At 63.5% G+C, this 23123-nt stretch carries 21 protein-coding genes; 8 read left to right on the forward strand and 13 right to left on the reverse strand.

Translation table 11 applies throughout. The features are described from left to right. Together CP49_RS22885 and CP49_RS22890 are read right to left on the reverse strand one after the other, a co-directional pair. The coding region (locus tag CP49_RS22885; protein ID WP_057852447.1) for an alpha-E domain-containing protein at positions 1 to 937 on the reverse strand (937 nt) is incomplete at its 3' end. Between the two features lie 16 nt (positions 938 to 953). Next, the gene (locus tag CP49_RS22890; RefSeq protein ID WP_057852448.1) at positions 954 to 2372 is read right to left on the reverse strand and encodes a circularly permuted type 2 ATP-grasp protein; all 1419 of its coding nucleotides are present in this window, start codon (positions 2370 to 2372) and stop codon (positions 954 to 956) included. 220 nt (positions 2373 to 2592) lie between these two features. Between CP49_RS22890 and CP49_RS22895 the strand changes: the two genes are divergently transcribed. The 3 genes from CP49_RS22895 to CP49_RS22905 all read left to right on the forward strand — a co-directional run bounded on the left by CP49_RS22895 (position 2593) and on the right by CP49_RS22905 (position 4637). Then, positions 2593 to 3324 carry a competence/damage-inducible protein A gene (locus CP49_RS22895; RefSeq protein WP_057852449.1) on the forward strand — a complete coding sequence of 244 codons (732 nt, stop codon included), beginning with the start codon at positions 2593 to 2595 and terminating at the stop codon, positions 3322 to 3324. Between the two features lie 72 nt (positions 3325 to 3396). After that, positions 3397 to 3894 (forward strand): xanthine phosphoribosyltransferase, encoded by a 498-nt coding sequence (gpt, locus tag CP49_RS22900; RefSeq protein ID WP_057852450.1) that lies wholly within the window; start codon positions 3397 to 3399, stop codon positions 3892 to 3894. 98 nt (positions 3895 to 3992) lie between these two features. Next, positions 3993 to 4637: a hypothetical protein gene (locus CP49_RS22905; RefSeq protein ID WP_057852451.1), complete on the forward strand. Its 645-nt coding sequence runs from the start codon at positions 3993 to 3995 to the stop codon at positions 4635 to 4637. A 111-nt stretch (positions 4638 to 4748) separates the two neighbouring features. Here CP49_RS22905 and CP49_RS22910 read toward each other — a convergent pair whose 3' ends face one another. Continuing rightward, positions 4749 to 5771, reverse strand: a complete 1023-nt coding sequence (locus CP49_RS22910) for a methionine synthase (protein ID WP_057852452.1) — start codon at positions 5769 to 5771, stop codon at positions 4749 to 4751. Between the two features lie 149 nt (positions 5772 to 5920). On the opposite strand from CP49_RS22910, the gene CP49_RS22915 reads away from it, so the two are divergent. The 3 genes from CP49_RS22915 to CP49_RS22925 all read left to right on the forward strand — a co-directional run bounded on the left by CP49_RS22915 (position 5921) and on the right by CP49_RS22925 (position 7906). Beyond that, positions 5921 to 6184, forward strand: a complete 264-nt coding sequence (locus CP49_RS22915) for a thioredoxin domain-containing protein (protein ID WP_057852453.1) — start codon at positions 5921 to 5923, stop codon at positions 6182 to 6184. Between the two features lie 139 nt (positions 6185 to 6323). Beyond that, positions 6324 to 6932 carry a 2-hydroxychromene-2-carboxylate isomerase gene (locus CP49_RS22920; protein ID WP_057852502.1) on the forward strand — a complete coding sequence of 203 codons (609 nt, stop codon included), beginning with the start codon at positions 6324 to 6326 and terminating at the stop codon, positions 6930 to 6932. After that, positions 6932 to 7906: an NADPH:quinone oxidoreductase family protein gene (locus CP49_RS22925; RefSeq protein WP_057852454.1), complete on the forward strand. Its 975-nt coding sequence runs from the start codon at positions 6932 to 6934 to the stop codon at positions 7904 to 7906. Before CP49_RS22920 ends, CP49_RS22925 begins: the two co-directional genes overlap by 1 nt. 160 nt (positions 7907 to 8066) lie before the next feature. On the opposite strand, the gene CP49_RS22930 is transcribed toward CP49_RS22925, so the two are convergent. From CP49_RS22930 to CP49_RS22965, 8 genes are all read right to left on the reverse strand, one after another. Next, positions 8067 to 8957: a crotonase/enoyl-CoA hydratase family protein gene (locus CP49_RS22930; RefSeq protein WP_057852455.1), complete on the reverse strand. Its 891-nt coding sequence runs from the start codon at positions 8955 to 8957 to the stop codon at positions 8067 to 8069. 147 nt (positions 8958 to 9104) lie between these two features. Beyond that, complete coding sequence (locus tag CP49_RS22935; RefSeq protein ID WP_057852456.1) at positions 9105 to 10529, reverse strand: amidase; 1425 nt, start codon at positions 10527 to 10529, stop codon at positions 9105 to 9107. Further along, positions 10522 to 11694, reverse strand: coding sequence for a M20 aminoacylase family protein (locus tag CP49_RS22940; RefSeq protein ID WP_057852457.1), 1173 nt, complete (start codon positions 11692 to 11694; stop codon positions 10522 to 10524). The genes CP49_RS22935 and CP49_RS22940 overlap by 8 nt, the downstream gene beginning before the upstream one ends. 5 nt (positions 11695 to 11699) lie before the next feature. Continuing rightward, positions 11700 to 13235: a M81 family metallopeptidase gene (locus tag CP49_RS22945; RefSeq protein WP_057852458.1), complete on the reverse strand. Its 1536-nt coding sequence runs from the start codon at positions 13233 to 13235 to the stop codon at positions 11700 to 11702. Positions 13236 to 13484: 249 nt separating this feature from the next. Continuing rightward, positions 13485 to 15125: an ABC transporter ATP-binding protein gene (locus CP49_RS22950; RefSeq protein WP_057852459.1), complete on the reverse strand. Its 1641-nt coding sequence runs from the start codon at positions 15123 to 15125 to the stop codon at positions 13485 to 13487. Positions 15126 to 15276: 151 nt separating this feature from the next. Then, the gene (locus tag CP49_RS22955; protein ID WP_057852460.1) at positions 15277 to 16167 is read right to left on the reverse strand and encodes an ABC transporter permease; all 891 of its coding nucleotides are present in this window, start codon (positions 16165 to 16167) and stop codon (positions 15277 to 15279) included. Then, entirely contained in the window at positions 16167 to 17108 is a 942-nt protein-coding gene (locus CP49_RS22960; protein WP_057852461.1) for an ABC transporter permease, read from the reverse strand. Before CP49_RS22960 ends, CP49_RS22955 begins: the two co-directional genes overlap by 1 nt. A 248-nt stretch (positions 17109 to 17356) precedes the next feature. Beyond that, positions 17357 to 18487, reverse strand: coding sequence for a M20/M25/M40 family metallo-hydrolase (locus tag CP49_RS22965; RefSeq protein ID WP_057852462.1), 1131 nt, complete (start codon positions 18485 to 18487; stop codon positions 17357 to 17359). Between the two features lie 278 nt (positions 18488 to 18765). Between CP49_RS22965 and CP49_RS22970 the strand changes: the two genes are divergently transcribed. Next, positions 18766 to 20385, forward strand: coding sequence for an ABC transporter substrate-binding protein (locus CP49_RS22970; RefSeq protein WP_057852463.1), 1620 nt, complete (start codon positions 18766 to 18768; stop codon positions 20383 to 20385). A gap of 286 nt (positions 20386 to 20671) precedes the next feature. Here CP49_RS22970 and CP49_RS22975 read toward each other — a convergent pair whose 3' ends face one another. Next, complete coding sequence (locus tag CP49_RS22975; protein ID WP_057852464.1) at positions 20672 to 21529, reverse strand: alpha/beta fold hydrolase; 858 nt, start codon at positions 21527 to 21529, stop codon at positions 20672 to 20674. Between the two features lie 143 nt (positions 21530 to 21672). Between CP49_RS22975 and CP49_RS22980 the strand changes: the two genes are divergently transcribed. Continuing rightward, positions 21673 to 22410, forward strand: coding sequence for a lysophospholipid acyltransferase family protein (locus CP49_RS22980; protein WP_057852465.1), 738 nt, complete (start codon positions 21673 to 21675; stop codon positions 22408 to 22410). On the opposite strand, the gene CP49_RS22985 is transcribed toward CP49_RS22980, so the two are convergent. Further along, positions 22407 to 22994 carry a TMEM175 family protein gene (locus CP49_RS22985; RefSeq protein ID WP_082646180.1) on the reverse strand — a complete coding sequence of 196 codons (588 nt, stop codon included), beginning with the start codon at positions 22992 to 22994 and terminating at the stop codon, positions 22407 to 22409. The two genes, CP49_RS22980 and CP49_RS22985, sit on opposite strands and share 4 nt — an antisense overlap. Positions 22995 to 23123 lie beyond the last annotated feature (129 nt).

Consider the following 23123-nt stretch of genomic DNA (forward strand, 5'->3'; position numbering starts at 1 on the left):
AATACTGCCTGGTGATGATCTCACCGAGCCGCGAGTTGTCCGCGATGAATTCCTGGATGAACTCGTGGACGCCGTGCTGGAAGATATCGTCCATATGGCTGTGTTCAAGCCGGTTGCGCACCCCGCGGGCGTGGCGCTGGGAGGCGCCCTGGCGGCCATAGGCGACGCCGATCTGGTCGAGGTTGCGCACCAAATTGCTGTAGCAACTCGCCAGCGACCGCGGCAGCGTGTCGTTGAGGATCAGGAGGTCCGCGATCAGCCAGGGTTTCAACGTCTCGCGATAGACCCAGTGATAGGCGGTTAGCGCCGACACCGAGCGCAGGATCGAGGTCCACTGATAGTAATCCAGGGGACCGCCGACATGTTCTTCCTCGGGCAGCAGCACATGATACTTCACGTCGAGAATGCGGGCGGTGTTGTCAGCGCGCTCGAGGTGCAGGCCGAGCCGCGAGAACCAGTAGGCGTCGTTGCGCAGCATGGTGCGGTAGGCGGAGCCGTCGAACCGCAGTGAGGTCTCCTGAACGAAGCGCAGGAATCGCGCCAGTTCCTCGCGGCTCGAGGTGCCCTTGCCCCAGACCTCCCCGAGCTCGATCCAGGCCGAGTTGATGGTGTCCCACATCTCCGAGGTCAGCGCGGTGCGCACCGAGCGCGAATTGAGCCGCGCCGCCTCGATGCAGTTCTTGATCGACGACGGATTGGACGGCGAGAATGCCAGATACTCGACGACGTTCTGCTCGGTGGCTTCCTGATAGACATCGTAGAAGCTGGCGCTGACGCCGGCCGTCAGCAGCGCCGATTCCCATTCATTGGTCTTGCCGATATAGGTGGCGGGAAGGGCGGTCACGCGCAACGTCGCGTCGATCGTGCGCGCGATATATTCGGCGCGCTCGACATAGCGGGCCAGCCAGTACAGGTTTTCGGCGGTGCGCGACAGCATACGAGGATTTCGCTCTCTATTCGTCCAGTATCCAGGTGTCCTTGGTGCCGCCGCCCTGGCTCGAATTGACCACCAGCGAGCCTTCCTTCAGCGCCACCCGCGTCAATCCGCCCGGCACGATGGTGACGTGCTTGCTTCCCGTCAGCACGAACGGCCGCAGGTCGACATGGCGCGGCGCGAGGCCGGAGGCAGTGCAGGTCGGGCAGGTCGACAGCGCCAGCGTCGGCTGGGCGATGAAGCCCTCCGGCTCGCGCTTGAGCTTGTCGCGGAACGCCTCGATCGTCGCTTTTGTCGCGGCTGGGCCGATCAGCATGCCGTAGCCGCCCGAGCCGTGGACTTCCTTCACGACGAGGTCGCTCAAATTGTCGAGCACATACGCGAGGTCTTTCGGCTCGCGGCAGCGCCAGGTCGGGACGTTCTTCAGGATCGGCTCTTCGCCGAGATAGAACTTCACGATCTCCGGCATGTAGGAATAGATCGCCTTGTCGTCGGCAATGCCGGTGCCGACCGCATTCGCCAGCGTGACGTTGCCGGCCGCGTAGGCCGACATCAGCCCGGGCACGCCGAGCGCCGAATCCGGGCGGAACGTTAGGGGGTCAAGGAAATCGTCATCGACGCGGCGGTAGATCACATCGACGCGCTTTAAGCCCTCGGTGGTGCGCATGAACACCTCGTCGTTCTTGACGATGAGGTCGCGTCCCTCAACCAACTCGATGCCGAGCTTGTCGGCGAGGAAGGAGTGCTCGTAATAGGCGGAATTGTAGACACCGGGCGTCATCAGCGCGACCGTAGGCTCGGCTGAGGCCGAGAGCGGCGCAACCGAGCGCAGCGCCGACAGCAGTTCGTCCGGATATCGTTCCACAGGTGCTACGCGGTGGCGGGCGAACAGGTCCGGAAACAGCCGCATCATGATTTCGCGGTTTTCCAGCATGTAGGAGACGCCCGAGGGCGTGCGCGCATTGTCCTCCAGCACGATAAAGTTGTCGGCGTCGACCCGGACGATGTCGATGCCGGCGATGTGCACATAGACGTCGTGCGGCACGCTCTGGCCGTTCATCTCCGGACGGAACACCGGGTTCTGAAAGATCAGGTCGTCGGGAACGATGTTGGCGCGCAGGATATCGCGGCCGTGATAGATGTCGCGCAGGAACATGTTGAGCGCGCGGACCCGCTGCTTCAGGCCCTTTTCCAGCACCGTCCATTCCTTCGCCGACATGATTCGCGGGATCACGTCGAAGGGGATCAGCCGTTCCTGGGCTTCGGCGTCGCCATAGACAGCGAAGGTGATGCCGATCCGGCGGAACAGCAGTTCCGCCTCCTGCCGGCGATATTCCAGGGCGTCCGGAGGCGTCTCCTTCAGCCAACGGGAGAGCTCCCGATAGGCCGGGCGAAGGTCGCCGCCGGGCCCGTTCATTTCGTCGAAGGCAACTGCCATAAATCTTGACTATCTCTCGAAGCCATGCGGCACAGTGCATGACTTCACGGGATGGTAGCAAGGCTCGGGCCAGCGCGATATGCATTGGCTTGCGGCATTTCGTGTGGGTAGCCGGCCGCGCTGCCCTAAAAAAAGGCTGCCGGGTGCTTATTTCGGCAGCAAACACCCGTGACTTCAATGCGTTGCTTGCGCAAGGTACCGGGACAGGTGGGGAGAAGTCATGAGCGAGATCGTCACGGCGGGTATTCTGGTCATTGGCGACGAGATCCTGTCCGGCCGGACCAAGGACAAGAACATCGGCTTCATCGCCGAGTACCTGACCAATATCGGGATCGACCTCAAGGAGGTCCGTATCGTCGCCGACGACGAGGCCGACATTGTCGACGCCCTTGATGCACTGCGGCATCGCTACACCTACGTCTTCACGACCGGCGGCATCGGCCCGACCCATGACGACATCACCGCCGACAGCGTCGCGAAAGCCTTCGGCGTCAAGATCGACCACCACCCGGAAGTGGTGGCGCGCTTCCGCGAGCGCTGGAGCGAGCAGGATTTGAACGAGGCGCGGCTGCGCATGGCGCGCGTGCCCGACGGCGCCGAACTGATCCAGAGCGCCACCATTCTGGCGCCCGGCTTCAAGCTCGGCAACGTCATCGTGATGGCCGGCATTCCCTCGATCATGCAGGCGATGATGGACATCGTTTCGCCGAAGCTGAAATCGGGGGTGCGGATGCTGTCGGATTCGGTCCGCGCCAATGCGCGGGAAGGCGATATCGGCGGTCCCTTGCGCGAGATCGCGATTGCCCATCCCGACACGATAATCGGCAGCTATCCGTTCATGGATGAGGACAAGAAGCCGAACACCAATCTTGTGGTCCGCTCGCGCGATCCCGAAAAGCTCAACGCTGCGATGAATGCGGTGAAGGAGATGCTGGCGAACGTGCCGAGGTAGCGATGCGAGTGATCCGGTTTTAAAAAAGCTACGGAGAACAACAGTGACAAATCATGCTGGAGCGCGCTCGTGATGGCGCCGCCGGAGAAGGCCTTTCCGGTCTCCTGGGACCAGTTTCACCGCGATTGCCGGGCGTTGACCTGGCGGCTCAACGAGGTCGGGCCGTTTCAGGCTATCATCGCGATTACCCGTGGCGGGCTGGTGCCAGCGGCCATCGTTGCGCGTGAGCTTGGCATTCGCGTGATCGACACCGTCTGTATTGCGAGCTACGACCACACCAGGCAGGGCGACCTCAAGGCGCTCAAGGGTGTTTCGGCCGATGTGGCAAAACTCGGCGGCGGGACGGGCAAGGGGCTGTTGATCGTCGACGACCTCGTCGACACCGGCAAGACCGGGCGGCTGGTGCGCTCGATGATGCCGGACGCGCATTTCGCGGCCGTCTACGCCAAGCCGCAGGGCAAGCCGCTGGTCGATACGTTCATCACCGAAGTGTCGCAGGACACCTGGATTCACTTTCCCTGGGACACCGCGCTGTCGTTCCAGCCGCCGATCCGCGACGGGGCGGGTTGATGTATTCGTCATTCCGGGGCGCCTCGAAGAGGCGAACCCGGAATCTCGAGATTCCGGGTTCGATGCTGCGCATCGCCCCGGAATGACGGTAGCCACAAATGCCCCTTCAAAACCGCGTCACACCCACAGGCGACATCATCGCCACCCCGCATCGCGGCCTGTTCACGGGCAATCGCGGCATCATCCACGATCCCGCGACCAAGACGCTACTAAAGAAGCGCTGGTCGAGCCCGGCCTGGATCACCTGCGTCTGCGCGTTCAGGGGCTGGCGGCGGCCGGTGATGGGTCGGCGGAGCTGGACCGAGCTGTTCTTTCTCGACGAGGCCACCGCATTCGCGGCCGGCCATCGTCCCTGTTTCTTCTGCCGCCGCGACGACGCCAACCGTTTCCGCGCGGCGTGGGAACAGGGCAATAGCGTTGCGGACATTCGCGCGCGAGACATGGATAACGTGCTGCATCGCGAGCGGTTGGACCGCGGGAAGAAGCGGCTGCATCCGCTGCCGATCTCGGCGGCGCAATTGCCTGATGGTGCGATGGTGCAGGCGGGTGAGCAGAGTTTTCTGATCGTGCAGGGCAGGGCGCTGCAATGGTCGATGGCTGGCTACAGCGAGGTGAACAGTGAAATCGAAATCGCGATGCTGCTGACACCGCCATCAACGTTGCGCGCGCTCAGTGCTGGATATCGGCCGTTGCTGCATCCGAGTGCACAGTACGTTCCCTCCCCCCTTGCGGGGGAGGGCTAGGGAGAGGGGTAAGCCGCAACGGCGGTGCGTGTGGCTTACCCCTCTCTCCAACTCTCCCCCGCAAGGGGGGAGCTCAGCGTGCCGTGTCTTGATCCGTGCGGATCAAAACTCCTATCCCAGCTTCTGCCGTGCCAGCTTCGCGCCCGCACCCAGTGCCGCCAGCTTCGCTTCCGCGATATCCCGCCGCATCGGCGCCATGCCGCAATTGGTGGTCGCGACGATGTTGCTGAGCGGTACGAATTTCGACACGGCCTCGATCACCTTTACGACGTCTTCCGCCGTCTCCACCGTGTCGCTCGCGACATCGATCACGCCGGCCTGGACCACCTTGCCCGGGAGCAGCGCCAGCAAATCCAGCGGCACTTTCGAATTGCGGCACTCGATCGCGACCTGCTGGATCGGACTCTTGGCGATCGCGGGGAAGATGTCCTCGTATTGGCGCCACTCGTTGCCAAGTGTCTCTTTCCAGTCGGTATTGGCCTTGATGCCATAGCCGTAGCAGATGTGAACGGCGGTGGTGCATGTCAGGCCTTCGGCGGCGCGCTCCAGCGCTCTTATGCCCCAGTCGGAGACTTCGTCCATGAAGACGTTGAAAGCGGGCTCGTCGAACTGGATGACATCGACACCGTCGGCCTGCAGCGCCCTGGCTTCGTTGTTGAGGAGTTCGGCGAAGGCGAAGGCCATCTTGACCTTGTCGCCGTAGTACTGGTCAGCGACAGTATCGGCGATGGTCATCGGGCCGGGCAGGGTAAATTTCAGCTTGCGGGTGGTATGGGTGCGGGCGACGCGGGCTTCATCGGCGTGGACGCGGCCCTTCAGCGTCAGCGGCGCAACGACCTGTGGCACCATCGCCTTGTAGCGGTCTTTGCGGATGCCCATCTCGACCTTGTGGGCGAAATCGATGCCCTCGACCTTCTCCAGAAAGCCATGGACGAAATGCTGGCGGGCCTGCTCGCCCTCGGTGACGATGTCGACGCCGGCATCCTCCTGCAGCTTGACCGCCAGCATGGTGGCGTCGCGCTTGGCGCGGGCGAGCTCGTCGCCTTTCGATTTCCAGGGGGCCCAGAGCGTGTTCGGCTCGGCCAGCCATTCCGGCTTCGGCAAGGAGCCTGCGATCGTGGTTGGAAACAGCATGGGAGCCTCCCGTTTGGTCGTGATTGAGCGCCTGTCTGCCATGTCTTATGATCGAGGTACAGAACAACGAAAGTCGCCCAAAAGCGCGAAGCGCGCCTTCAAGCAAAATCCCGGGCGGGGCGCAAGGAAGGGGCGAGGCAAGGGGAGCCATGATCGACCTGCATTATGCGCCGACGCCCAACGGCTGGAAAATCTCGATCATGCCGGAGGAACTCGGGCTTCCCCATCGGGTCATCCCCGTCAACATCCGGGCCGGCGAGCCGAACGTCAAGCGCTGGTACGCTGAGGTCCGCGCCCGGCCGAAGGTGCAGGCGGGATTGGCGATCGGCAAGTTCGTGAAGGAGCCGTTCGACGAGGAGGCGCGGCGGAATATGTTCGGGCAGAGGGCGAAGGAGCTGGCGGGACGAAAGTGACACTGCAACCCCTCGTGGTGAGGAGGCTCGCATCGCCGCGCGAACCATGAGGCCACAGACGGGCCTTCATCCTTCGAGACGCGCGCGTTGCGCGCTCCTCAGGATGAGGATCAAGAAAACCAATCACAAGGAAGAACCCATGCTCGAATTCTTCTTCGACTGTTCCAGCCCCTGGACCTATCTCGCCTTTCACAACATCCAACCGCTCGCCAAGGAGCTCGGCGTCGAGATCAATTGGCGGCCGATCCTGGTCGGCGGCATCTTCAATACCGTCAACCCGAGCGTCTACGCGCAGCGTGAGACGCCGGTGCCGTTGAAGGCGCGCTATATGAAGAAGGATCTCGCCGACTGGGCGCGGTCCGCGGGGCTTACGATCAAGATGCCGCCCACGGTGTTCCCGGTGAACAGCGTCAAGGCGATGCGCGGCTGCATCTGGCTTGGTCAGGACATGGTGCCGTTCGCCACCGCCGTGTTCGAGGCTTATTGGGGCGCCGACAAGGACATCTCGCAGGATTCAGTGTTGACGGAGGTCTGCAGGAAAGTCGGCGTCGACCACGTCAAATTCTTCGACGGCATCGGCCAGCAGGCGATCAAGGACCAGCTCAAGGCCAACACGGACGAGGTGATGGCGCGCGGCGGTTTTGGTTCGCCGACGATCTTCGTCGACAAGACCGACATGTATTTCGGCAACGACCGGATGCCGCTGATCCGCGAGGCACTTGAGCGTGTGAAAGCGCGGGCCGCCTGATGCCGAGGGCCGTCGTCTGCCGCGAGCTCGGTCCGCCCGAGAGCCTGCGTCTGGAAACCTTTGACGCAGCCCCCTTGGCCCCCGGGCAAGTGCGCATCGCCGTCCGCGCCGCCGGGATCAATTTTCCCGACATTTTGATGGCGGCGGGCGAGTATCAGCTCAAGCCGCCGCTGCCGTTCACACCGGGCGTCGAAGCCGCCGGCGACGTGGTGGAGGTCAACGCGGCCGAAGGCGTCGCAGTCGGCGACAGGGTGATCGTCAAGATGCGGCACGGCGCCTATTCGGATGAAGCGGTCGCTAGCCCCTCGCAGCTCGTAGGAGTGCCGTCGACGTTCGACTATGCCGAGGGCGCGACGTTTCTGGCTGGCCATGGCACGGCCTACCACGCGCTGATCGACCGCGGGCAGCTTCGAGCCGGCGAGGTGCTGCTGGTGCATGGCGCCGGCGGCGGCGTCGGTCTGGCCGCTGTCGAGATCGGCAAGATGCTGGGTGCGACCGTGATCGCAACCGCTTCGAGCGACGAAAAGCTTGCGATTGCGAAGGCAAGGGGCGCCGATCATCTCATCCGCTACGACCGCGAGCCGTTCCGCGACGCCGTCAAGCGCATCACCGACGGGCAGGGCGCGGATGTGGTGTTCGATCCCGTCGGTGGCGAGGTGTTCGGGAATTCGATGCGCTGCATCAACTGGGGCGCGCGGCTGCTGGTCATCGGCTTTACCGGCGGCATCGGGCTCGCGAAGACCAATCTTCTGATGATCAAGGGCGCCAGCGTGCTCGGCGTCCGCGCCGGCGAGGCAGTGCGAAGAAACCCTGCGCTCGGCGAGGTCAGGATCAAGGCCCTGACCGAATGGGCGGAAGCCGGAAAGATCCGGCCCAACGTGTCACACCGGCTGCCGCTGGAGGATTACGCAAAGGCGATGCGGCTTCTCATCGATCGAAAGGCGATCGGGCGCGTGGCGTTGGTAATGGAGTGATGCGTCGTCCCTGCGAACGCAGGGACCCATACCGCGTGATCTATCGAGAAGGCAACGTGGCAGGAGCCCGACGCAAAACTACGGCCGGTGGCTATGGGTCCCGGCTCGCGCTCGCGTTGCTCGCTTGGCCAGGACGACGGAAAGTGAGTTTCGGCAACGGTCACTCATACTGCCGCTCTTGCCACCACGGGAAATAATCCGGCATGTCGCTGGAAACCTTGTTCTTGAATTGCGCCGGGCGCTTTTCCAAAAACGACACCACACCTTCCTTGACGTCCTCCGAGCGGCCGCGGGCGTAGATGCCGCGGCTGTCGACCTTGTGGGCTTCCATCGGGTCATCGGCCCCCATCATGCGCCACATCATCTGCCGGATCAGCGCCACCGACACCGGCGCGGTCTTGGCGGCGAATTCCTTGGCGAGTGCCCGTGCGGTCGGCAGCAAATCGTCCGGCGGCACTACCTTGCTGACGAGGCGGCCGGCGAGTGCTTCCTGCGCCGGGAAGACGCGGCCCGAATAGCACCACTCCAGCGCCTGCGAGATGCCGACGATACGCGGCAGGAACCAGCTCGAGGCGGCCTCCGGCACGATGCCGCGCTGGGAAAACACGAAGCCGAAGCGCGCGGCTTCCGAGGCGATACGGATATCCATCGCGAGCTGCATGGTGACGCCGATGCCGACGGCAGGGCCATTCACCGCCGCAATCACCGGCTTCAGGCATTTGAAGATCCGCAGTGTCACCTGGCCGCCGCCGTCGCGCACCTGAGGATCGCTGTAGTCGACCGAACCATTGGCCAGCCGCTTCACCGGGTCGCGCCGCGCGTCGCGGTCGAAGGTATTAGCGCCCGAGGAAAGATCGGCGCCGGCACAGAAGCCGCGGCCCGCGCCGGTCACGATGATCGCGCGGACATTGTCGTCCTTGTCGGCCGCATCGAATGCGGCGATCAATTCCTGCTGCATCGTGCCGTTGAAGGCGTTGAGCTTGTCGGGCCGGTTCAGCGTGATGGTGAGAATCTGATCGTCGACCTCGTACTTGATGGTCTCATACGCCATGGGGATTCCTTCCTTATGTTCTTGTTTGACTGCTCAACGCATCGTCATGCCCGGCCTTGGGCCGGGCATCCACGTCTTTCTGTCCATCGAGAGGGTAAAGACGTGGATGGCCGGGACAAGCCCGGCCATGACGGAGGTGTCCAGAATCTACTTCTTCGGCGGCGACGGCCACGGCCGCTGCGGACCGCGCAGGCCCTCGAACGCCTTGGCCATGCCGAGCACGCCGAGATCGTCGAAGCGGCGGCCGATGATCTGCACGCCGATCGGGAAACCCTTGCTGTCATAACCGCCATTGATCGAGACGGCCGGATTCTCCGACATATTCCACGGCACGGTGTAGGCGATGTGCTCGAACGGCTTGCTGGGGTCGTTGATCGGTGCGGCGAATTCGGCGGGGAAGTTCACCACCGGCGATACCGGAGAAACTACATAGTCCAGGTCGTGGAATAGCTTTGCTGCTGCAGCGCGGATCGCCATCGTGGCGTTGAAGCCCCTGATGACGTCGACGCCACTGAGTTTGGCGCCGGCCTCCGCCCATTTGAGGATGTAGGGCAGCGTCTTGCCTCGTTCCTCGGGCGACAGTCTTGAAAGATCGTCCCACATCCGGGCGCGCCAGAAGTTATCGAGCCCGTCGAGCATCTCGCGCGTCAGGATGCCGTCGACCTCGGTCACGACGGCGCCGGCGGATTCGAACGTCTTGGCCGCGCTGACGATAACGCTTCGCACGTCGCTTTCCAGCGCCTGGCCGGTGCCGGGATCGAGCATCAGGCCGATGCGCAGCTTGCGCGGTGACTTATCGAGTGTCTTCCAGTGAATGCTGCTGTCGGCCGGCAGGCTCATGCCGTCGCGGCGATCGGCTTTCGCCAGCACGCACATCATCAGCGCCGCATCGTCGACGGTGCGGGTCATGGGACCTGCGACGCGGCCAACATAGGGCGGATCGATCGGAACGCGCCCGAGGCTCGGCTTCAGCGCGACGAGGCCGCACCAGCAGGCCGGCAACCGTACCGAGCCGCCGATGTCGGTGCCGAGATGCAGCGGGCCGTAACCGGCCGCGCCTGCCGCGCCTGCGCCGGCGGAGGAGCCGCCGGGATTCTTGGTTAGGTCCCACGGATTGCGGGTGAGGGGATGGAAGCTGGAAAGGCCGGACGACAGCATGCCGTAGTCCGGCATCGTCGTCTTGGAGAATATGATGGCGCCGGATTCACGCAGCCGCGCGGCCGGCGGTGCATCCTTCTCTGCCGGTATCAGCCTGACACTGGCGGCGCCCAGCGGGATCGGCTGGCCCTTGGTCGCGATATTGTCCTTGATGGTAACAGGCACGCCGTCGAGCGCGCCTGCGGGCTCTTCCCTCTGCCAGCGGTCGGTCGAAGCCTTCGCGGCAGCGCGTGCGCCGTCGGGATCGAACAAATAGAGCGCCTTGATGTGCGGCTCCCACGCGGCGACATGCTCAATCACTTCGTCCAGCACTTCCGACGGCGAGAACTGCCTGGCGCGATAGCCGGCGATCAGGTCGACGGCGGAAAGGTCGTGCAGCGAGGTGATCTCTTCTTCGGCGGCTGGTTTATGCATGCGAACCTACCGGCAAACGGGTTTCGATGATGCGGGCGAACATGCTGGCGCCGATCGGCAGGATCTTGTCGTCGAGCACGTAGCCGGGATTGTGCACCGGCACCGAGCCGTCATGGCCGATCCAGAAATAGGCGCCGGGCACCGCCTGCATCATGTCGGCGAAATCCTCACTTCCCATCTTCGGCGTCGCCCGCGTGAAGACGTTGGCGGGATCGACGATCGTCTTCGCCACCGCTTCGACCACCCTGGACTGTTCCTCCTCGTTGATGAGGACGCTGAACGTGTCGCGGATATCGATGGCTATTTCGCACTCGAAGGTCGCAGCAACGCCGGCGCAGATCTTGCGCATGCGGTCGCGGATCAGCGCGCGCACGCCGTCGTCGAAGGCACGCACGGTGCCGCCGAGCCTGGCATCGCCGGGGATCACGTTGTTGGCGGAGCCGGCATGGATCTGGGTGACCGACAGCACCGCAGACTTCAGGGGATCGACGTTGCGGCTGACGATGGTCTGCAGGGCCTGCGCCAGCGTGGTCGCGATCACGACCGCATCCTTGGACCGCTCCGGCATCGCGCCATGCGCGCCGTAGCCCTGGATTGTGATGTCGAAGAAGTCGGCGCCGGCCATCGCCGGACCCGGCAGGATCGCGATCTCGCCGTGATTCAGGTCAGGCGCATTGTGCAGGCCGTAGACCTCGTCGCAGGGAAATTTCTGGAACAAGCCGTCCTTGATCATGGCGCGTGCGCCGCCCAGGCCTTCTTCGGCAGGCTGGAAGATGAAATGGACAGTGCCGTCGAAATTCCTGGTTTCGGCCAGATAGCGCGCGGTGCCGAGCAGCATGGTGGTGTGGCCGTCATGGCCGCAGCCATGGAAGCGGCCGGGAATGGTCGAGCGCCATTTCAGGTTGGTATTTTCCTCCATCGGCAGCGCGTCCATGTCGGCGCGCAGGCCGATGCGCTTGCCGCCGCTGCCGTTGCCCTTGAGCACGCCGATCACGCCGGTGCCGCCGAGCCCGCGATGTACCTCGATGCCCCATCCCTTCAGCTTCTCCGCGACGATGCCCGAGGTGCGCACTTCCTCAAAACCGATCTCGGGATGGGCATGCAGATCGCGCCTGATGGCGGTGAGTTCCTCGGCATAGCCGTCGATGCGTTCGATAGTGGGCATGTCTGTTATCCCGTGACTGAAGCGGTTGCGCGTAATGGGGCGGATGGGGTGAAGGCAGGGCCGTTCGGCTTGATGCGGATGCCGGGACGAAGCCGCGTCCAGGGGAGAGTAGCAGTATCGGCCGGCATCGCGCCGGGAGCAGCGCAGATCAGGAGTTTTTCGGCGATCGGTTCGAAATCGGCGCGGAAATGCACCGAGCTCTTGTTGACCAGTATTTTCTGTTCGGTCGGCTCGATGCCGACATAGCGATACATCGATTGATCGGCGAGCTGCGCCTTGTAGGAGCCGACGACCACTCTGACGTCATCGATGCGCAGGCAGGCCGATGGCCCCATGTCCATGTCGCGCCCGCCGTAGTAGGGGCCTGGAGCCACGAATTTTCCGTCCGACAGCTTTTCGACGACGAAGGTTTCCCTGTATGGCGCATCGCCTGATATGCCCGACTTGCCGCCGAGATCGAGCGTGACCGTTGCGCCGACGCCCGCCGCATGGGCGGCCCTGGCGGACTTCGGATCGTAGATGACGCCGGTCGCGGCACGGGATGCCTTGTTGCGTACCAGCGCACGCAGCATGCCCGTAGTATCGGAATCGCCGCCGGCGCCGGGATTGTCCTGGGTGTCGGCGATAATGATCGGCCTGGTCGCCGATTTCGCGAGTTCCATGGCGAGGCGGACGCCATCATCTGGCGAATAGATGCGGCCGTCGAAATCGTCCTCATGGCTCTCAACGAGTGCGACGATCCTGTCGGCCGCGGCGTCGGCGTCAGCCTGCGTCCTTCCATAGGCGAACACGCTCGGGCCGCAATGTGCGAAATCCGCCGCCGGAAAGCCGGGCGCAAAGGACAGCGCCGGCACCGCGTCGCTTTCGAGCGCGGCGAGCTTTTCATAGATGCCCCTGGTCGGCTGGTCGTTGGTGCATTGCCAGCTGATCGGGATCAGGAACGGCAGTTGCCGGAACGCTTTTGCAAGACGCTGCTTCGTCCTCAGCATTAGCGCGAGGTGTCTTGCACAGGCGCGGCCGGTATCGGCCATGTCGATGTGGGGGTAGGTGCGGTAGGCGATAAGCGCATCGGCCTGCGCGACCATTTCGGGCGAGACGTTGGCGTGGAGGTCGAGGCTTGCCACCAGCGGCAGATCGTTGCCGATCACCTTGCGCACGCGGGCGAGAATTTCACCTTCGCCGTCGTCATAATGCTCGGTCACCATGGCGCCGTGCAGATCGAGATAGACGGCGTCGATCGGTCCGGCCGCAGCGATGCCGTCGACCATCTCCTTCATGATGCGTTCGAAGGCATCCTTGGTAACGTGCGCCGATGGGCTGGCGGCCGCGGAGATCGTGGGCTTCAGCTCCCAGCCATTGGCTTCGGCCGCCTCGACGAAGCCGGCAAGGCCGACATTGATCTTGCGCATGACCTTGAGCACATCGGAGCCGTGAGCCATCGCCGGCCAGCCGCCGCCGTGAACGAAATCCTGGTAGGTCGCCTTGGTCGGCGCGAAAGTGTTGGTCTCGTGCAGAAAGCCGCCGACGGCGATGCGAGTCATTTTACCTCAGCCAGTGTTTTTCGTTGGGGGACGTTAAGCGGGACATCGTGGCAAGCGCAAGGATTGAAGCAATTCCGTTTTGCATGCCGCGTGATACGGAATAGCTGCGCGAAGCAAGGCGACGAATTTGAGAGCCCGTCATTCCGGGATGGTCCGAAGGACCAGACCCGGAATCTCGAGATTCTCAGGGGCGCAAGGGCGCCCCATAGTTCGATGCTGCGCATCGCCCCGGAATGACAGTGAACTTGATTACTCCGCCGCGACTTCCACCGGCCGGAAATTGGCAAAATCCCAGCCTCGTCCCGGCGCAGCATCGAGCAGGGCGCGGGTATAGGCCTGCTGCGGATGGGTCAGCACCTGCGCCGCCGGGCCCTGTTCCACAATCCGGCCATGTTGCATCACAGCGACGTCGTCGCAGATTTGCGCGGCGACACGGAGGTCATGGGTGATGAACAGCAGCGCGATACCCAGCCGCTGCTGGATTTCGTCGAGCAGTTCGAGCACCTGCGCCTGCACGGAGACGTCGAGCGCCGACACGGCTTCGTCCGCAACGAGAACGTCGGGATCGAGCGCCAGCGCGCGCGCAATGGCAATGCGCTGGCGCTGGCCGCCGGAAAACTGATGCGGGTAGCGCGAGATCGCATCCGCCGGCAGATCGACCAGTTCGAGCAGTTCGCGCGCCTTTGCCAGCGCTTCCGCGCGCGGCATGCCGTAATTGATCGGGCCCTCTGCGATGGTTTCGCCGACGGTGACGCGCGGATTGAGCGAGCGGTAAGGGTCCTGGAAGATGATCTGGATCTTCTTGCGGTGCGGTTGCAGCAGCCGCCGCGACAGGTCGGAGATCTCGCGGCCGGCAAGACGCACGCCGCCTGAAGTGGGATCGATCAGGCGGACGATGCAGCGCGCCACGGTCGACTTGCCGGAACCGCTCTCGCCGACGATACCAAGCGTGCGGCCCTTGCGCAGAGTAAGCGTGACGTCCTTGGCGGCGTCGACCTCGCGGGCTTTGCCGAAGAAGGAGCGCTCGCGATAGACTTTGCCCAGCTCATTGGTTTCCAGCACGACGGGCTCTTCGGTCTCCGCCCGCGGCGCCCGTGGCACCAGGCTCGGCACCGAAGATAGCAGATTGCGGGTGTATTCCATCGCCGGCGTGCGGAGGATGCCATCGAGCGTGCCGGTCTCGACCAGGCGGCCGTAGCGCATCACGGCGACGCGGTCGGCGATCTCGGCGACGACGCCCATGTCGTGGGTGATGAACAGCACCGCGGTGCCGTGATCGCGCTGCAGGTCGCGGATCAGGGTGAGGATCTGCTTCTGCGTGGTGACGTCGAGCGCGGTGGTGGGCTCGTCCGCAATCAGGAGTTTCGGTTCGAGCACCAAGGCCATCGCGATCATGATGCGCTGGCGCTGTCCGCCGGACAGCCGGTGCGGGTAGGAGGCGAAGATGCGTGCCACGTCGGGCAGCCGGACGTGCTCCATCATCGCCAGAATCTTCTGACGCCGCGCGCGGGCGTCGAGATCGGTATGAACGCGCAACACTTCGTCGATCTGGCGGCCCACCGGGACCACCGGGTTCAGCGCCGTCATCGGCTCCTGGAAAATCATCGCCATCCGAGTGGCGCGCAATTGGCGCAGCCGCCGGTCGCTGGCGGTCAGCAGTTCCTCGCCGACCAGCTTGACGCTGCCGCTCGAGGGCACCAGCGCGCCTTTCTGCAAGAGCCCCATCACGGTCAGCGAGGTCACGGACTTGCCGGAGCCGCTTTCGCCGACCACGCACAGCGTCTCGCCTTCGCGTACCTGCAAGGAGACGCCGTCGATGATGCGCTGGCCGGAAGGATTCTTGCCGAGGCCGACGACGAGATTGTCGATGTCGAGAACGATGTTGGTCATGCAGGTCTTTCAGCCGTCATTGCGAGCGAAGCGACGAGTTCAGAGGCTGTCATTCCGGGATGGTGCGCTAGCACCAGACCCGGAATCTCGAGATCCCGGGTTCGATGCTTCGCATCGCCCCGGGATGACGGCTTCAAAAGCTTTGAAGCCGTCACTTCCCAGCCTCGCGCTGCTTCATGCGCGGATCGAGCGCATCGCGGGCGGCGTCGCCGATCAAATTAACGCTCAGAATGGCGATCGACAGCAGCAGGCCCGGCCAGAAGATCAGCGACGGCTTGACCTGGAAGTAGGCGCGGCCCTCGGCCATGATGTTGCCCCAGGTCGGCGTTTCCGGGCTGATGCCGGCGCCGAGGAACGACAGGATGGCCTCGGTGAGAATGGCGGAAGCGCAGACATAGGTGCCTTGCACGATCAGCGGCGCCACCGTGTTCGGCATCAAATGCCGCCACATGATCTTGGGCAGGCTGGTGCCGACCGAGATCGCGGCCTCGACATAAGGCTCCTCGCGCGCCGACAGCACGACCGAGCGCACCAGCCGTGCGACGCGCGGAATTTCGGGGATGGTGATCGCGACCATCACCGTCATCAGGCTGGCGCCGGACAGCGACACCACGGCGATCGCGAGCAAAATGCTCGGGATCGCCATCAGGCCGTCCATCACCCGCATCATCACGGCGTCGACCCATTTGAAGAAGCCGGAGACGAGGCCGATCACGAGCCCGATGCCGATGGAGAAGATCGCCGCGCCAAGGCCGATCAGGAGCGAAATCCGCCCGCCATAGATGATGCGCGACAGCACGTCGCGGCCATAGGCGTCGGTACCGAGCAGGAACTGCGCGCTTGATGGCTTCAGCCGCTGCGCCGGCGCCAGCAATTGTGGATCGTGCGGCGCGAGCAGCGGCGCCAGAATGGTTATGGCGATGATCAGCGCGAGACACACGGTCGCGACCGCAATGATCGGCGTCGCCGTGAGGAATCCCAGTTTCGGCCGAAACGGCGTGGTGACCGGGATTGACGGTTCGGGAAGGGTATCGATCGCCATCAGTAGCGAATCCTCGGGTCAAGCAGGGTGTAGGCGACGTCGATCAGCAGATTGACGGTGACATAGATCAGCGACGTCAGAAGGATCATCGCCTGGATCACGGGATAATCACGCGCCAGCACGGCATCGACGGTGAGGCGGCCGATGCCGGGCAGGTTGAACACGCTCTCGGTGACGACGACGCCGGAAATCAGCAGCGCGAAACCCGTTCCGATTACGGTGATCACAGGCACGGCGGCGTTGCGCAGCGCGTGGTGCAGCAGTACGCCGGTCTCGCTGATGCCTTTGGCGCGTGCGGTGCGGACGTAATCCTCGCCCAGCACGTCGAGCATCGCCGCCCGCGTCATGCGCGCGATCAGCGCGACATAGATAAAGGACAGCGTGCAGGTCGGCAGGATGATGCGCTCGAAGAACGGGCCGAAGCCTGCCGTGATGCTGCGGAAGCCCTGCACCGGCACCCAGCGCAGCTCGATCGCAAAGATCTGGATCAGCACGTAACCGATCACGAACACCGGCACGGAGAAGCCGACCACCGACAACCCCATCACGAAGCGGTCGATCCAGGTGCCGTGCTTCCACGCGGCGATGACGCCGAGCGGCACCGCTACGACAATCGCCAGGATGATGGTGGAAAGGGCAATCGAAATCGACGGCTCGACACGCTGGCTGATCATCTTCAAGACCGGCACGTTCGAGATCAGCGACACGCCGAGATCGCCTTGCAGCAGCTTTCCGATCCAGGTGAAGAACTGGGTGTAGAGCGGTTCATTGAGGCCGAGCGAGGTGCGGATGCGATCGAGCTGTTCGGGCGTCGCATTATCGCCGGCCAGAATCGCGGCGGGATCGCCGGGCGTCAGCCGCAGCAAGAGAAACACAAACAGCGCGACCACGCCCATCACGGGAATGGCGGCGAGAATGCGGCGAAGCAGATATCCGAGCATCTTGATCCGTTATTTGTGGGTGAATTGGGCAGCGCCGGTTCTAGACGTGATTTCCGAGCCACCAGCGTAGCATTTCAGCAAGTCCCGTGCCATTGCGCCTGCGTTTTTTGCGATGCAGCTAAGCGGTTAGGGTGAAGCGCCATCCCCTCGTCATTGCGAGGAGCGTAGGGACGAAGCAATCCATTCTTCCTTTATGCGGCACCATGGATTGCTTCGCTTCGCTCGCAATGACGGCGGAGAGACCGCCATCACTCCAGCGTCGCCAGAAGTCCCGCCATCAGCCGACCGCGGTCGGCAAGGCTGTCGACCTCGATATGTTCGTTCAGCGTATGGGCGTCGGCGCCGCGGACGCCGAGGCCGTCGAGCGTCGGTATGCCCATGGCGCCGGTAAAATTGCCGTCGGAACCGCCGCCGGCGCTGCCATGGGGCAGATCGACGCCCATCTGCGCGGCAACCCCGCGCGCTTTTTCGTATAACGCCATGGTGCCGGCATCAGGTTCCCACACCGGGCGGGTCACGCCGCGCGTTACGGTAAAGGTCACATCGTTGCTGTTGCCGGACAGCGCCAGCATGCGCTCGATGCCGCGGTCGAGATCGGCCTGGCGCTTGGCCATGCTCAGGGCCTCGCCGGTGCAGGTGGTGGCGACGCAATTGACCCATTGGCCGCCATGGACGATGCCGACCGAGAACGTGCAATCTTCGGTCGTCATGCCGTCGATCGCTATAATCTGGCGTGCCATTTCGCGGATCGCGGAGCGGCCGGACGAGAGCGTCGCGCCGGCGTGGCTCGGCCGGCCGACGGCTTCCAGATTGAAACGCGCAATCGCATAGCGCCCGGTGACGACGCCGTTATTGGGCCGTCCCGGCTCCGGCACCAGCACATATTTGTTGCGCGCGGCCTCTGCCTCGATGATGTCGCGGGTCGAGGGCGTGCCGACTTCCTCGTCGGGCGTGAACAGCACGGTGATCGGCAGCGGCGTCGTAAAGGCAGCGCACGCCAGTTGCCGGATCGCTTCCAGCGAGAGGTAGTTGCCGCCCTTCATGTCGAAGATGCCGGGGCCGAAGCACTTGTTGCCCTCGCGCCGCCATTTCAGCTTCTCGATCGTGCCGACCGGGTGGACGGTGTCGAGGTGGCCGGCGATCAGGATGCCGGGCTCGCCTTGCTTGGGATGCGGAAAGCGGGCGCGGACGCAGCCGGCAAAGCCCTGGCGGCCGGCGATGCGCTCGATGGTCGCACCCATGATCGCCATGTCGCGCGCGGCGAGGTCGAGCATGCGCTCGACCGCGCCTGCGTCCCATGTCGGGCTTTCGCATTCCACCCAGCCGCGCAGCCCCTGCAGCATGGCCTCGGAATCAAAGGGAAGATTGGCTGGGTTCATGGACTTCTCTTGGTTTTCTTATGTTGGTTTTCGAACAAGCGGGCACCGGCCTCGCCGCATACGAGAATGATCTCGTGCGGATTTGTAAAGTGAAACATGAACGCGGGGCTGCGCGCATTCGAAAGGGCGGCCACGCCATCAAACCCGATTGACGCGTCGCGCGCTTGATGCAAGTCTTCAAATATCCAAGATTTACAGCGTGTTAGTTCGCCCAAATAACGAACCGCATGCATAATGAATCAGCGGGCTTTGACCAGTTTCACGTCAGGAGAGATCGAATGTTCCATATCATGCGTTGGAAACGTCCCACGATAGCATCCGCTCTGTCGGTGCTTGCGCTTTCGGTGGCGCTGACATCGCTGGCCCCGATGTCGCAGGTCATGGCGAAAGGCAAGACCATCACCGCCGTGATGCATTCCGACCTGCGCGTTATCGATCCCGGTTTCACCACCGCCTACATCACCCGCGACCATGGCTACATGGTCTACGACACGCTGCTGGCGACCGACTCCAACTTCAAGATCCAGCCGCAGATGGCCGATTGGAAGGTCAGCGATGACAAGCTGACTTACACTTTCACGCTGCGCGACGGCCTGAAGTGGCACGACGGTCAGCCGGTTACGGCGGAGGATTGCGTCGCCTCGCTGAAGCGCTGGGGCCGCAACGACACCATGGGCCAGAAGCTGATGGATTTCGTCGCCAGCCTGGAGCCGATCGACGCCAAGAGCTTTGCGCTGAAACTGAAGGAGCCCTACGGGCTGGTGCTGGAGTCGATCGGCAAGCCGTCGTCCTACACGCCGTTCATGATGCCGAAGCGGCTCGCGGAAACACCGGCCGGGCAGCAAATCAAGGAGCAGGTCGGCTCCGGTCCGTTCAAGTTCGTGCAGGCGGAGTTCCAGCCAGGCGTGAAGGCTGTGTATGAAAAGAATGCCGATTACGTGCCTCGCAAGGAGCCGCCGAGCTGGACGTCTGGCGGCAAGGTGGTCAAGGTCGACCGCGTCGAATGGATCACCATGCCGGACGCGCAGACCGCGGTGAACGCCCTGCAGTCGGGCGATATCGACTTCATGGAGAATCTGCCGTTCGACCTGCTGCCGGTGCTGGAGGCGAACAAGGATATCAAGGTCGACGTCCTCAACAAGTTCGGTTTCCAGACGCTGGGACGGATGAACTTTCTCTATCCGCCGTTCGATAACGTCAAGGTTCGCCGCGCCGCCTTTCTGGCCATGAAGCAGAAGGACGTGCTCGACGCGCTGGTTGGCAATGCCAAGTATCAAAAGATGTGTGGCGCAATTTTTGTGTGCGGCACCCCGTTGGAGACCGACGTCGGCGCCGAGACTTTGATAAAGGGCAATGGCATGGCGGAGGCGAAGAAGCTGCTCGCCGAGTCCGGCTATGACGGCACGCCGATCGTGATCATGGCTCCCGGCGACGTCGTGACGCTGAAGGCGCAACCGATCGTCGCGGCGCAATTGCTGCGTGAAGCCGGCTTCAAGGTCGACGTGCAGGCTACCGACTGGCAGACCGTGGTGACCCGCCGCGCCAGCCAGAAACCGCCGAAGGAAGGCGGCTGGAACATGTTCTTCACCAACTGGGTCGCAGCCGACGTCTCCAATCCGGTGGCCAATGCTTCAGTCGGCGGCCGCGGCAAGAACGGCGGCTGGTTCGGCTGGGCTGAAGACGCCAAGATCGAAGAACTCCGCGACAAGTTTGCGCGCTCTGGCTCTCCGGAGGAGCAGAAGAAAATCGCTGCTGACATCCAGAAGCAGGCTTATGAACAGGTGATCTACATCCCGCTCGGCCAGTATCTGATCCCGAGCGGCTGGCGCAAATCGCTCACCGGCATTGTCGACGGCCCGGCGACGCCGGTCTTCTGGAACGTCGACAAGAGCGAGTAGGGCGCGCGACAGTTCAGGTCGGACGACAAAAAAACGCGACGGAGGTTGTTCTCCGTCGCGTTTTCGTTGTTCAGCTACCGTCAACGTTCAGCAATGGGTGTCGCGCACCAGTTCCGGTCCATCGCTCAGAAGCGGCGGCTGGATTTGCGGCGGTTGCGCTTGCGGCGGCCGCTCATTCCGGGGCGGTTTGCTCCGGGTTGCGGCAGGCTTGTCCTGATGTTGTTCGTTGGCCATTCGTCATGCTCCATTTTGTGCATGACAACATTTTTATCGGCAGTGCGTTCCTTTAGACCGGATGCGCGGCGAGATGTTCCAGCATTAATTCGCATACACGTTCCGGCGCCTGATCCGCCGCAAAATGCCCAACGCCGGGCAGCACTTCGAAGCGATAGGGCGCGGCGATGAAATCCACCGTGCCTTCGGCGGCGGTGCGGCCGACGGTGTCGTCGGCGTCGCCCCAGATATAGAGCGTCGGCACGCGGATCGGGCCGAGCGGCCCGCGGATCGCGCCGCGGGCGCGATACCAGGCGAGCGCCGCTTCCATCGCTTGCTTGTTGCCGAGCACGGCGAGATGCATCTCGATCGCCTCAGTGGGGACGCCATTGGCGGCGAGACGATCGCGCAGCCATCTGGCATCGTCCGCTAGCACGATATCTGCGGCATCGGGTTCGAGAAACGCCTTGTGGTGCTTTGAGCGTTGCGCCTGCTCGCCGTCGGTTGCCAGCGCGCGGTTAAACGCATTCGGATGCGGCCGGGACAGAATGGTGAGCGAGGCCAGCCGCTCGTGATGGCGATAGGCGATGCCCCAGGCGATGCTGCCGCCCCAATCGTGGCCGGCAAGGTGAAAACGCGCATTCCCATAACCTGCAGCCGCCGCGATCGCCATCGCGTCGTCCATCAGGCGGTCGATCAGGTAATGCGAGAACTCGCGCGGATTGGGCCGGGCGCCGGGCGAATAGCCGCGCTGGCTCGGCGCAATGGCGCGATAACCCATGTCGCCGAGGGCTGTGACCTGGGCGCGCCAGCAATGCATCGATTCCGCAAAACCGTGCAGCAGCAGCACGAGCGGCGCGCCGGGTGCGCCGGCAGTGATGGCGTCGAAGGCGAGGTGCGGCGCGATCGCGAATTTTTCCTGGACGGGCATGGGGCGATCCTGGATCGGCAACGATCCTGGATCGGCAATCGGGCCGATCCATGGTGGGACATATTCCAGCGGGCCGGCCGGAATTGTGCAACCCGGGAAAAGTGCTGTATTGGAAGCCGCATTGAGGCCCGAGGGACGGACGTTTGCATTATCTGAGGTCTATAATATTCGATGCCGCCGTGGTGATCCTGACGGTCGTTGTTTCGCTGTCGGTGCCGTTCATGGCGCTGTTCAAGGCGAGCAGCGCGACGGTGCGCGCGGTGTCCCAGGTGTGGGTCAACGGCATCCTGTTCCTGATGAAGTACGTGATAGGGCTGGACTATCGCGTCGAGGGGCGCGAGCACGTTCCCGACGGACCCTGCATCATCGCGTGCAATCATCAGTCGCTGTGGGAGACCGCGGCGCTCTGCGTGATATTCCCCGATGCCAGCATCGTCGCCAAAAAGGAGCTCCGGAAGCTGCCGATGGTCGGCTGGTTTCTCGAGCACTATCCGATGATCCTGGTCGATCGCTCGGCAGGCCGCCATGCGCTGCGGCAGATGGTCGACGAAGCAAAGCACGCAGTCGGCGAGGGGCGTCAGGTGCTGCTGTTTCCGCAAGGCACGCGCCAGGCGATCGACGAGCCCGTGAGGTTTCAGTCGGCCGGCATCTCGGCCCTATACACGAACCTCGACGTCCCGGTCGTGCCGGCCGCGTGCAATTCCGGGCTGTTCTGGGGCAAGAAGACCCTGATCATGCACCCAGGCACGATCACGCTGTCGTTCCTGCCGCCGATCGCGCCAGGCCTGCCGCGCAAGGAATTTCAGGAGAAGATGGAGCGGATGATCGCCGAAGAGGCAAGCCGGTTGCTGATGGTGAGTGAGGCGAAGGTTTCGCGCTAGCCTGCACGCCGCGCGGCGACCCAGCCGCCCAGCGGTGCCAGGAATGCCAGGCACCAGATGAACTGCGCAACCTTCGGCGCGACGAAGGCTGTTGCCGTGCCGATCACGAACACGACGAGCGGGACCAGCGCCGTTGCCAGCAGTGGCGGTTCGCTGCGGCCCCGCAGGGCGAGAATCCACAACAGCGCGTTCAGCGCGGCGATCAAGGTGAGATGGAATCCGTAGAGCACCGCGACCACGCCTTCGAGCCGGTAATTGCCATAGAGGCCGTTCGTCACCGGCAGAATGATGATCGACAGCAGGAAGAACAGATTGAGGAAAACCACGCCGCGTCCGCCTTCCGGCGCGACCGCAAGCCGCCGGTGATGGCTGAACCAGAACAGGCCGGCGACCACGAAGCTGATCGTCAGCGCGATGACGGGTTGCGCGTAGACGCGCATTACATCGTGCCAGCCGGGCGCGTTGGCGAAACTGCTGGCTTTCGGCAGATCATAGGCGAGGAGCGTCATGGCAACGCCAAAGATGGTGTTGCTCAGCATCTCCAGCCGGCGCATTTCGAACAGACCGACTTGCGGCAATGTGATCCCCCAGTCCCCCAGTCCGTCTCCGGCCACCCGATTATCAAGCTACGCTACGTCGCCGGTCAGGGCGGTGGCTTGCCAAGCCGTAGCTCGCCGACACACAGCCCGCCTTCGCCTGTCGGCTTCGGCGCG

This window comes from Bradyrhizobium valentinum (genome assembly GCF_001440405.1).
GTDB lineage: Bacteria > Pseudomonadota > Alphaproteobacteria > Rhizobiales > Xanthobacteraceae > Bradyrhizobium > Bradyrhizobium valentinum.

Bases quoted from the DNA above. Each gene is read 5' to 3' on its own strand.
- gpt (WP_057852450.1), top strand. From the start codon at position 3,397: ATGGCGCCGCCGGAGAAGGCCTTTCCGGTCTCCTGGGACCAGTTTCAC.
- CP49_RS22960 (WP_057852461.1), bottom strand. From the start codon at position 17,108: ATGCTCGGATATCTGCTTCGCCGCATTCTCGCCGCCATTCCCGTGATG.
- CP49_RS22940 (WP_057852457.1), bottom strand. From the start codon at position 11,694: ATGCCCACTATCGAACGCATCGACGGCTATGCCGAGGAACTCACCGCC.
- CP49_RS22950 (WP_057852459.1), bottom strand. From the start codon at position 15,125: ATGACCAACATCGTTCTCGACATCGACAATCTCGTCGTCGGCCTCGGC.
- CP49_RS22905 (WP_057852451.1), top strand. From the start codon at position 3,993: ATGCCCCTTCAAAACCGCGTCACACCCACAGGCGACATCATCGCCACC.
- CP49_RS22935 (WP_057852456.1), bottom strand. From the start codon at position 10,529: ATGCATAAACCAGCCGCCGAAGAAGAGATCACCTCGCTGCACGACCTT.
- CP49_RS22915 (WP_057852453.1), top strand. From the start codon at position 5,921: ATGATCGACCTGCATTATGCGCCGACGCCCAACGGCTGGAAAATCTCG.
- CP49_RS22910 (WP_057852452.1), bottom strand. From the start codon at position 5,771: ATGCTGTTTCCAACCACGATCGCAGGCTCCTTGCCGAAGCCGGAATGG.
- CP49_RS22955 (WP_057852460.1), bottom strand. From the start codon at position 16,167: ATGGCGATCGATACCCTTCCCGAACCGTCAATCCCGGTCACCACGCCG.
- CP49_RS22975 (WP_057852464.1), bottom strand. From the start codon at position 21,529: ATGCCCGTCCAGGAAAAATTCGCGATCGCGCCGCACCTCGCCTTCGAC.
- CP49_RS22965 (WP_057852462.1), bottom strand. From the start codon at position 18,487: ATGAACCCAGCCAATCTTCCCTTTGATTCCGAGGCCATGCTGCAGGGG.
- CP49_RS22895 (WP_057852449.1), top strand. From the start codon at position 2,593: ATGAGCGAGATCGTCACGGCGGGTATTCTGGTCATTGGCGACGAGATC.
- CP49_RS22970 (WP_057852463.1), top strand. From the start codon at position 18,766: ATGTTCCATATCATGCGTTGGAAACGTCCCACGATAGCATCCGCTCTG.
- CP49_RS22920 (WP_057852502.1), top strand. From the start codon at position 6,324: ATGCTCGAATTCTTCTTCGACTGTTCCAGCCCCTGGACCTATCTCGCC.
- CP49_RS22890 (WP_057852448.1), bottom strand. From the start codon at position 2,372: ATGGCAGTTGCCTTCGACGAAATGAACGGGCCCGGCGGCGACCTTCGC.
- CP49_RS22925 (WP_057852454.1), top strand. From the start codon at position 6,932: ATGCCGAGGGCCGTCGTCTGCCGCGAGCTCGGTCCGCCCGAGAGCCTG.
- CP49_RS22930 (WP_057852455.1), bottom strand. From the start codon at position 8,957: ATGGCGTATGAGACCATCAAGTACGAGGTCGACGATCAGATTCTCACC.
- CP49_RS22945 (WP_057852458.1), bottom strand. From the start codon at position 13,235: ATGACTCGCATCGCCGTCGGCGGCTTTCTGCACGAGACCAACACTTTC.